General features: G+C 63.3%; 5 protein-coding genes. 1 reads left to right on the top strand and 4 read right to left on the bottom strand.

Annotated elements, in window-relative coordinates; genetic code table 11:
• The first annotated feature begins 273 nt into the window (after positions 1 to 273).
• A complete protein-coding gene (locus F1735_RS26080) occupies positions 274 to 516 on the top strand; it encodes a hypothetical protein (RefSeq protein WP_167239645.1) in 243 nt (80 codons plus the stop codon).
• Between the two features lie 387 nt (positions 517 to 903).
• On the opposite strand, the gene F1735_RS26075 is transcribed toward F1735_RS26080, so the two are convergent.
• The 4 genes from F1735_RS26075 to F1735_RS26060 are packed head-to-tail and all read right to left on the bottom strand — an operon-like array spanning position 904 to position 7,506.
• Complete coding sequence (locus tag F1735_RS26075) at positions 904 to 2,055, bottom strand: nitroreductase family protein (protein WP_167239644.1); 1,152 nt, start codon at positions 2,053 to 2,055, stop codon at positions 904 to 906.
• Positions 2,056 to 2,070: 15 nt separating this feature from the next.
• Positions 2,071 to 2,811 (bottom strand): 4'-phosphopantetheinyl transferase family protein, encoded by a 741-nt coding sequence (locus F1735_RS26070; protein ID WP_167239643.1) that lies wholly within the window; start codon positions 2,809 to 2,811, stop codon positions 2,071 to 2,073.
• Complete coding sequence (locus F1735_RS26065) at positions 2,808 to 5,906, bottom strand: beta-ketoacyl synthase N-terminal-like domain-containing protein (RefSeq protein ID WP_222853078.1); 3,099 nt, start codon at positions 5,904 to 5,906, stop codon at positions 2,808 to 2,810. The genes F1735_RS26070 and F1735_RS26065 overlap by 4 nt, the downstream gene beginning before the upstream one ends.
• Positions 5,866 to 7,506, bottom strand: coding sequence for a D-alanine--poly(phosphoribitol) ligase (locus tag F1735_RS26060; RefSeq protein WP_167239641.1), 1,641 nt, complete (start codon positions 7,504 to 7,506; stop codon positions 5,866 to 5,868). Before F1735_RS26060 ends, F1735_RS26065 begins: the two co-directional genes overlap by 41 nt.
• Positions 7,507 to 7,518: the final 12 nt, after the last annotated feature.

Here is a 7,518-nt window from a genome sequence, read left to right as displayed (position 1 = left end):
GCCTCAAAGTATCCGATGAGGACCTCGCCACACTTGTCATTGAGCGCGACGACTTTCATGGCGAATGGAACTATCGGTTAAAGCCTCGGGACGTAGTCTCTTGACTTGCAATTGTTCAACTTATTTTGCTTAATTCCTTACAGGGCATGACGGGGGGGGGGAAAGACGATTGTCGCCGATGGTGCCGCCAAAGCGCTGAAAATATATACGACGCAGGGAGTGTACGATAAAGAACTGCACGCGTATTCATTGTTGCAGGAGAGGGGCGCAGATATGAGCAACTTTATCGGTCAAGATACGTGGGACGAGGTTAGCGGTACAGCACTTGCCGAGGCGCTGGCACCAGACACCCAGGAAGGTCGGCGTGAGATCGCGAGAAACGGGAAAGACGCGATATTGGCGGACCTCGATCGACGCGGTCTTACCCTCAGGGATTTGGCAAATAACGATAATATTGGAAAGAGTCTGGACGGTCGCGTCGTCGTATTTGATGTAAAGAGTCTGGAAACAACATAACAAGTCCGACCTTGATTCCCGCGACCTGTGGCCGATCGACGCCCCGGCAAGCTCACGAGCGCACGATTTATCCCGGCAGCAGCCAGACAGTCGCGCGGCGGGAACCGGCAATAGCTGGCATCGTTACTTCAGGGCAGCCGTAGTGACAGCGCGGCCCCGCGTCGCCATCGATCCCACTTCATCCCGGCAAAACGCCTCGACCGTCTTGCCGCTGCAAGCATGGCGCGACAGACGCTCACGCCATGCAGACTCTCGTTGCGCCCTGGTTGATGTGGATGCTTGCTGGTTCATGGCTCCCCCGTGTTGTTGACCGTGAGGCGATTGTGCTGGCCATGCCGGCCGATGGACAGAACGCCGCGGGCTTACCGCTTACTGATGGCGGGAGGATCAGACTGTCTCGCCGTGGGTTTCAATGATGGCGGCAAGCGGCCTACGCAGGCATTCGCCGTGCCGCTGCCTGATCGCACCGAGGCGAGCGAAAAAAACGATGCGCCCGTTGCCCCCGGCCAGGCGCTGCAATTGGCCGCGCGCCCGGTCGTGCTGCAGCATCACGCTGAGCGGGTGCAGCGCAAGTCCGAGCCGCTGCGCGTTCAGCCATACTTCCATCAGGCGCGCGCCGGCCTGGACCATCACCGTCGATGCAAGGTCGTCCGACGGCAGGCTACACAACAGCAGTTGCGCTGAGTCTTCTACCAGCGCCGCCAGTTGCGCCGCCATGTTATGCGGCACGCGCACGATGCGCAGCACTTGCATGACCTCCGGCGCCAGCACACATTGCATGATGCGCGTACGCAGCGGCGACATCGGTCCCATCAGGCTATGCAGATAAAAACCGTCCTCGGCCGGCTTGCGCGGATCGAAACGCAGGTAGCGGTAGGTTTCCTTCCATGCGCGGTAGCTGGAGAAGTCCAGCGCCGCGAACTGCCGTACCAAATCGGCGGCACGGGCAATCAAGGCCGGGCTGCGTTCCACCCGGAGATGCAGTTGGTCCCCGGTCAGCTGTTCCGGCCAGTGCCGCTCCAGCAATTGCGCGAGCACGACGTCACTGCAACTGCCCTCGGCAAACGGCGCGCGATGAGTACGGCGCTGCCGGACGCTGTCTTGCAAGCCGGCGAATGCCGTGGCATCTGGAACGCGCTGCGGCTGCAGAGCAAGCAACACCAGGCCCCGGCAGCCATGCCCTTGTTCCAGCGATTGCAAGAACGGCATGGCTGCCGGGGCCTGCGCCTCCAGCATCTCCAGCCAGTGCCAGTTGCAGTGAAAGCCCAGCGCATCGAAGGCCGCGCTCAACAAGCCGAGGAACATGCCGCAACTGAGCTGCATTTCCAGCGCAAGACTGGGTAATGCTCTCAAGGTACGCTTGCGATCGATGCCCAGCAGCAGCAACTGCCCGTGCTCCGCCCAAGCATGTGCCGGCAAAAGTTGCGCCCGCATCCGCCTGTCTTCGATATGCACCAGCTTCCATGGCTGGCAGTTGTGCGACGACGGCGCCTGGCGCGCAATGTCGACTGCTTGTAGCAGGTTTTCTACAAATTCCATAACCGTCCCTTACTCCTACCCGTGCGACACGCACTGTCCTACCAGCGCCAGCGCGTAATCGCCGATCAGCCCGCCGTAGCCGTTCAGCTGCGATCCTTGGCTGCTCGGCAACTGTGCCACCAGGCGCGGCGACACGCGCCATGACAAGCGGCCGTCGCAGCCGCTTGCTTCGAGCTCGATGTCGGCAAACCAGCCGAATATGCTTTTCCCGTGGGCCTTCATGAAGGCTTCCTTGAAGGCCCAGACCGCAGTACAGGCGGCATCGCCGCCGGCGGCGCTGACGCGCATTTCATGCGCAGTAAATGCCATCTCGCGTGCCGCATGCGGAAACGGCCTCACACGCTCTATATCGATGCCGACCGGATAAGCACTGGCCGCAGCCACCGCATATCCTTGCGAATGGCTGATGCTGACATGGCCACCGGCTGCCTCCGGCTGGCCGCGATTGTGTTCGGCACTGCTGTTGCCGATGACCAGCGCATGCAACGGCGATTCGGCACCGGCCTGCGCATGCAGATGCTGCAATGCGGCCTTGGCGGCGACGCGCCCGGCCATCCATTCGCGGCGCCGCTTGGCCAGCCGCAATCCGTGCAGCCGCTCGCGCTCGGTTTTGCCAAACATGCGTGCGAGGTAAGCATGATCATGTTCGCGCCGCGCTACCGCGTCGACCGACACTGCGCTGACAACGCAGTCACCGATGCTCACTGTGCAAGCCGTCTCGGTCTGCGGCAACATGATTGCGGCAATGCCGCTCATGCAGGCGCCCGGTAACCGGCGCCGAGCTGCGTGCCGGCGACTTCCTCCACCACTTCCGCCATCGTGGAAAAGCCTTCCACCAGCCGCGCGAAGCTCGCGCTGCCCATGTCGCGCTGGAATGCCTCGTTGCTGCTCACCTTGATTACCTCGATATAGTGGAACGGCGCATCATGCGCGCTACTGACCCGGGACACGTCGAAACTGCGCACACTCGGCAATTCCGGACAGGTCGCATAGTCGGTGTCGAGCACCCAGTTTTCGAAAGCCTGCGCATGGCCGATGTCAAGCAGGCGGATTTTATGGACGATGGATTGCATGTGAGACTCCCGTGGTGAGTAAGCGCTGCCATCTGCTTGCAGCAGCAGGTGGTAATTGATGCCGCCGGTGCCGAAGGAACTGACCGCCGCGCGCCGCCTGCCGTCGATCGCATCCCAGCGCGTGTTGGCGGTCACCAGTTCGGCCGGGATGCCCGCCAGCGGCAACTGCGGATCGATGCGGCGGCGCAGCAAGGTGGCCGGCAGCGCATGCCGCTGCAAGGCGAGCACCGTTTTCAGCAAGCCGGCGGCGCCAGCGGCGGCGAAGGTATGACCGATGTTGGATTTGACCGAACCGATGCGCAGCGGTACTGCGCGCGCGCCGCCGTACACGCTGCCGATCGACGTCAGTTCCGCCAGATCGCCCAGGCGCGTGCCGGTACCGTGCGCTTCGACGTACTGTACGCTCGCTGGCGCATAGCCGGCCTGCGCGAAGGCGCGGCGCATCGCCAGCGCCTGCCCGTCCGGATCGGGCGCGGTCATCGACACTGCATCGGCCGAGCCGCCAACGCCGGTGATCGTCGCATGAATACGGTCGCCGTCGCGCAGCGCATCGCTGAGCCGCTTGAGCACGAACAGCGCCGCGCCATCGCCCGGCGAGAAGCCGTCGGCATGCTCGGCAAACGGCGCTATCCTTTGTTGCGACAGCATCATTTGCGACGAACAGAGCACCAGATCGCGCAGGTTGGCCGGCAATTCGACGCCGCCGGCCAGCACCAGGTCGTAGCGATGCCGACGCAAGGCCAGCACCGCATTGTTGAACGCTGCCAGTGACGACGCGCAGGCCGCTTCCACCGCGACCGGCATCGCGGCGAGGCCGAAGCAGGCCGACACCAGTGCCGCACTGCCGCTGGCAAGGTAGCCGTCCAGCGTGAAATGATCGATGCCGTGGTCCGCCGTACCGGCATCGGGTACGCTTCCCAAGGTGCGCACCAGTTCAGGCGCGTGCAGCCGGCACGCGAGTTCGCGCTCGCGGCCCAGGCTGAGATTGGAGGCGACCATCACCGCGGTGCGGCCGAGCTTGCCGCGCTTCTGCGCCAGGCCGAAATCGGCCAGTGCTTCGGCGGCGACATGCAGGGTCAGCTTTTGCGCGATATCCAGCCCGGCAGCGCGCTTCGGGAATATTCTATATGCGGCAAGACCGGCATCGTAATGCTCGCGCTGCTTGAGGTCGGCGCCGTATTGCGCATAGCTCGACAGCACAGCGGCCTCGCCTTCGCCAAAATAGGCGGCGCGCGGCAGCACGTTTTCCGGCAGCGGCTGCACTGCATCAAGGCCGTCGAACAGGCGCTGCGCGAAGTCGGCGCTATTGCTGCAGGGACCGAAGGCACCGCCAATGCCGACGATCGCAATCGCTTCCTGCTGTTCTTGCGCAGGCGACATAGCGGACGACAATGCCTGACTGGCACTGTCGGGTGCCGACAGCAGCAGATGCCATTGCACGCCGGTCAGGCTACTGCCAAAGACGCCGGCAAGCTGCGGCGCGTCGCCAGGCCAAGGAGTAGCAGCATCGGGATACGCCATACCGGCACGCGCATGCAGCGCTGCCGCACTGCGCATCTGCGGCAAGGTTTTTTCGTGCAAGGCCAGGCTGCTGCCTGCCACCGCGGCCAGTGCCGCATTGGCAAAGGTATGACCGAATGTGGCGACACTGGCGCCAAGGTGCAGCGGCCGATGCTGGCCTTGCGCACAGGCATCGCTCAAGACGCTCAACAACTGCGGCGCCTGGCTGCCGATGCCGGGCAGCACGCAGTCGATATACTGTTGCGCCGCCGCCGTCACGTCCGCCTGCGCACAAGCTTCATTGATCACATGCAACGCCGCCGTGCCATCAACTGCATAAGCCAATGCCCCCGGCACATCCTGCCTTGCCGCACCCATGCCGCGCAGCACGCTGTAGATGCGGTCCTTGTCGCGTCGCGCATCGGACAAGCGTTTGAGCAGCAGCGCGGTGGCGCCTTCGCCCATGGGCGTGCCTGCGCCGTCCTGCGCAAAAGGGTGGCCGCCGCAGGCGCCAGTAAAACCCTTTCTTGCCAGTGCCAACGGCGTCAGAAGGCTCTCGATGCGTTGTCCGCTGGCGACGATGACTGCCCTGCTCTGGCCGCTGTGAAGCGACAGGCTGGCCGCCTCCAGCAGCGCGTAGCCGGTCGCATCCGCGCATTCCATTGCCTGCACCGGACCACGCAGCGACAGGACCGATGCAATGCGCGCCGGAATGCTGCTTGCCATTTCGCCGACCCGGTCATGCGAGGAGGAACCGAAGCGCGCGCGCAATGTCTCCTTCAGGAGCGAAAATTGATCGGCGCTGCCAGCAAGTTCATGCGCCAGCCGCACGCCTTCCACCTTCAATGCGTTGGCGATGGTGCTGTCGAAGCCGAAGCAGGTGCCGCACATGACGGCCACGTCATCGCGCGCCAGATCGCGCTTGTCATACCCGGCATCGCGCACGCACTCGTCCGCCACCTGCAACAGCATCAACATCATTTGCGATACCGATTTGCGGTAGACCGGCGGAATGCGGAAGCGCTTGAAATCGCATTCCATCTCGTCGAAAAAGGCGCCGTGCCATCCTCGCAACTGTTCGCGCACGGTGCCGTCAGTGTCCCAGTAACGTGCCAGCGGCAGCGGCGAAAAGTGCGACGTCCCCGCCTGCAGCTGGCGCCAGAACGCATCCTTGCCGCGCGCCTGTGGATACAGGCAACCGATGCCGACGATCGCGATCGGCTCGAAAGGCGGCGGCTTATGCATCGGCGGCGACGATGTCGTTGCGCTCGTGGGCATGCGGCATGGCTGCGCTGTCGCTGGTGCTGCTATTCAGTTGCTCCAGCGCGCGGTAGTCGATCTTGCCATTCGCATTCTTCGGCAATGCTTCCAGTTGCCGGGCAAGCCTGGGGATCATGTAGCGCGGAAGCCGGGCGCTGCAGTAGCGCTTGATATCGAGCACGCCAAGTCGTTCGCCGGCATGCCGCAGCGTGTAATAGGCAACGATGTGTTGCGTCTCCCCCGCGCACTGCGCCACGACCGCGACGTCTGCGATACCCGGCATCGCGCCCAGCACCGCTTCGATTTCGCCCAGCTCGATACGGTTGCCGTTGAGCTTGAGCATGCGGTCCTTGCGGCCGTGGTAGTACAGGAAGCCGTTCTCGATGCCGACCAGGTCGCCCGTGGCATGCCGCCCGTGCAGGTGATTGACGTGAGCGGCCGCTTCCTGCCGGCGCCAGTAGCCAGGCGTCACGCACGCGCCGGAAACGACCAGTTCGCCGATCGCACCTTCGCCGCTGACCGGCTGCCCGTCTGCGTCGACAATTTCGGCAGTCACGCCGGGCAGCGTGCTGCCGATATAGACTGGCTTGTCGCGCGCCATGTCATTGTCGCGCACCTGGTAGTACAGGCAGACGTTGGTCTCGGTCGGGCCGTACAGGTTATACAGCGCGCATGCCGCAGGCAGGCAGGATTTCAATGCCTGCAGTTGCCGTATCGGGAATACCTCGCCGGCAAACAGCACATGGCGCAACGATGCAGTAAGCTCGGATGTCAGCTCGCCGCTGCCAGCGAGCAGCGCGAGTGCCGACGGCACGCTGTACCAGACGCTGACCTTGTGTCGCCGGATGCCGGCGATCAGCGCCGCAAGATCGCGCTGCTCGTCCTCGCGCACGATCCATACCGCAGCGCCGACTGCCGCAGCGGCGAAGTAATCGAAGGTGCTCAGGTCGAAATGAAAACCGGCATGGTTGGCCAATACGTCGTGCGGCGTCAGCTTCAATTCCGCCAGTGCCCAGGCGATGAAACTGTGCAGGTTACCGTAGCTGATCTGCACGCCTTTCGGCACGCCAGTCGAGCCGGAGGTAAACAGGATGGCGGCGAGATCGTCCACAGCGGCGGCGAATGGTGGCGGCAGTGCGACCGACGGCTGTAGTGCGGCAAGCTTCATGATCGCAGTGTTAGCAAGCGGCGCATCATCGCAAGGCACATCATCAACGATCAGTATCAGTTTCAGCTTCAGTTTCAGCGGCTCGCACTGCCATCCGTCGAGCGCACGCAAATGTGCGGCATCCGTGACCAGCACCGTCGGTTCGGCGCTGTCCAGGATTTTCCTTGCGCGTTGCGCCGGCTGCGTGCCGTCCAGCGGCACATAGACGGCGCCGATTTCCATCGCCGCATAGAGCGACAAGGCATAGTCCCGGCATTTCGGCAGCCAGATGGCGACGCGGTCGCCATGCCGTGTTCCATGGCGCGCAAAATGGGCAGCGCGCTGGCGCACGGCCTGGTAGAACTGTCTATAACTGATGGCGTCAGGATCAAGGAATGCAAGACGATCGGGATGTTCCTGCGCGCAGGTGCGCAGGTAGTCAATGACTGGGGTGAAGGTTGGAGTGCTCATGTTCTTCTATTC

Source organism: Massilia genomosp. 1, from assembly GCF_011682185.1.
In the GTDB taxonomy this organism is placed as follows: domain Bacteria; phylum Pseudomonadota; class Gammaproteobacteria; order Burkholderiales; family Burkholderiaceae_D; genus Telluria_A; species Telluria_A rubra.
This window is presented reverse-complemented; position numbering and strand designations above follow the sequence as displayed.

What these genes read in the sequence shown, in the direction of transcription:
- F1735_RS26060 (WP_167239641.1), bottom strand. Translation starts at nt 7,506, where the DNA reads ATGAGCACTCCAACCTTCACCCCAGTCATTGACTACCTGCGCACCTGC.
- F1735_RS26070 (WP_167239643.1), bottom strand. Translation starts at nt 2,811, where the DNA reads ATGAGCGGCATTGCCGCAATCATGTTGCCGCAGACCGAGACGGCTTGC.
- F1735_RS26075 (WP_167239644.1), bottom strand. Translation starts at nt 2,055, where the DNA reads ATGGAATTTGTAGAAAACCTGCTACAAGCAGTCGACATTGCGCGCCAG.
- F1735_RS26065 (WP_222853078.1), bottom strand. Translation starts at nt 5,906, where the DNA reads ATGCCCACGAGCGCAACGACATCGTCGCCGCCGATGCATAAGCCGCCG.
- F1735_RS26080 (WP_167239645.1), top strand. Translation starts at nt 274, where the DNA reads ATGAGCAACTTTATCGGTCAAGATACGTGGGACGAGGTTAGCGGTACA.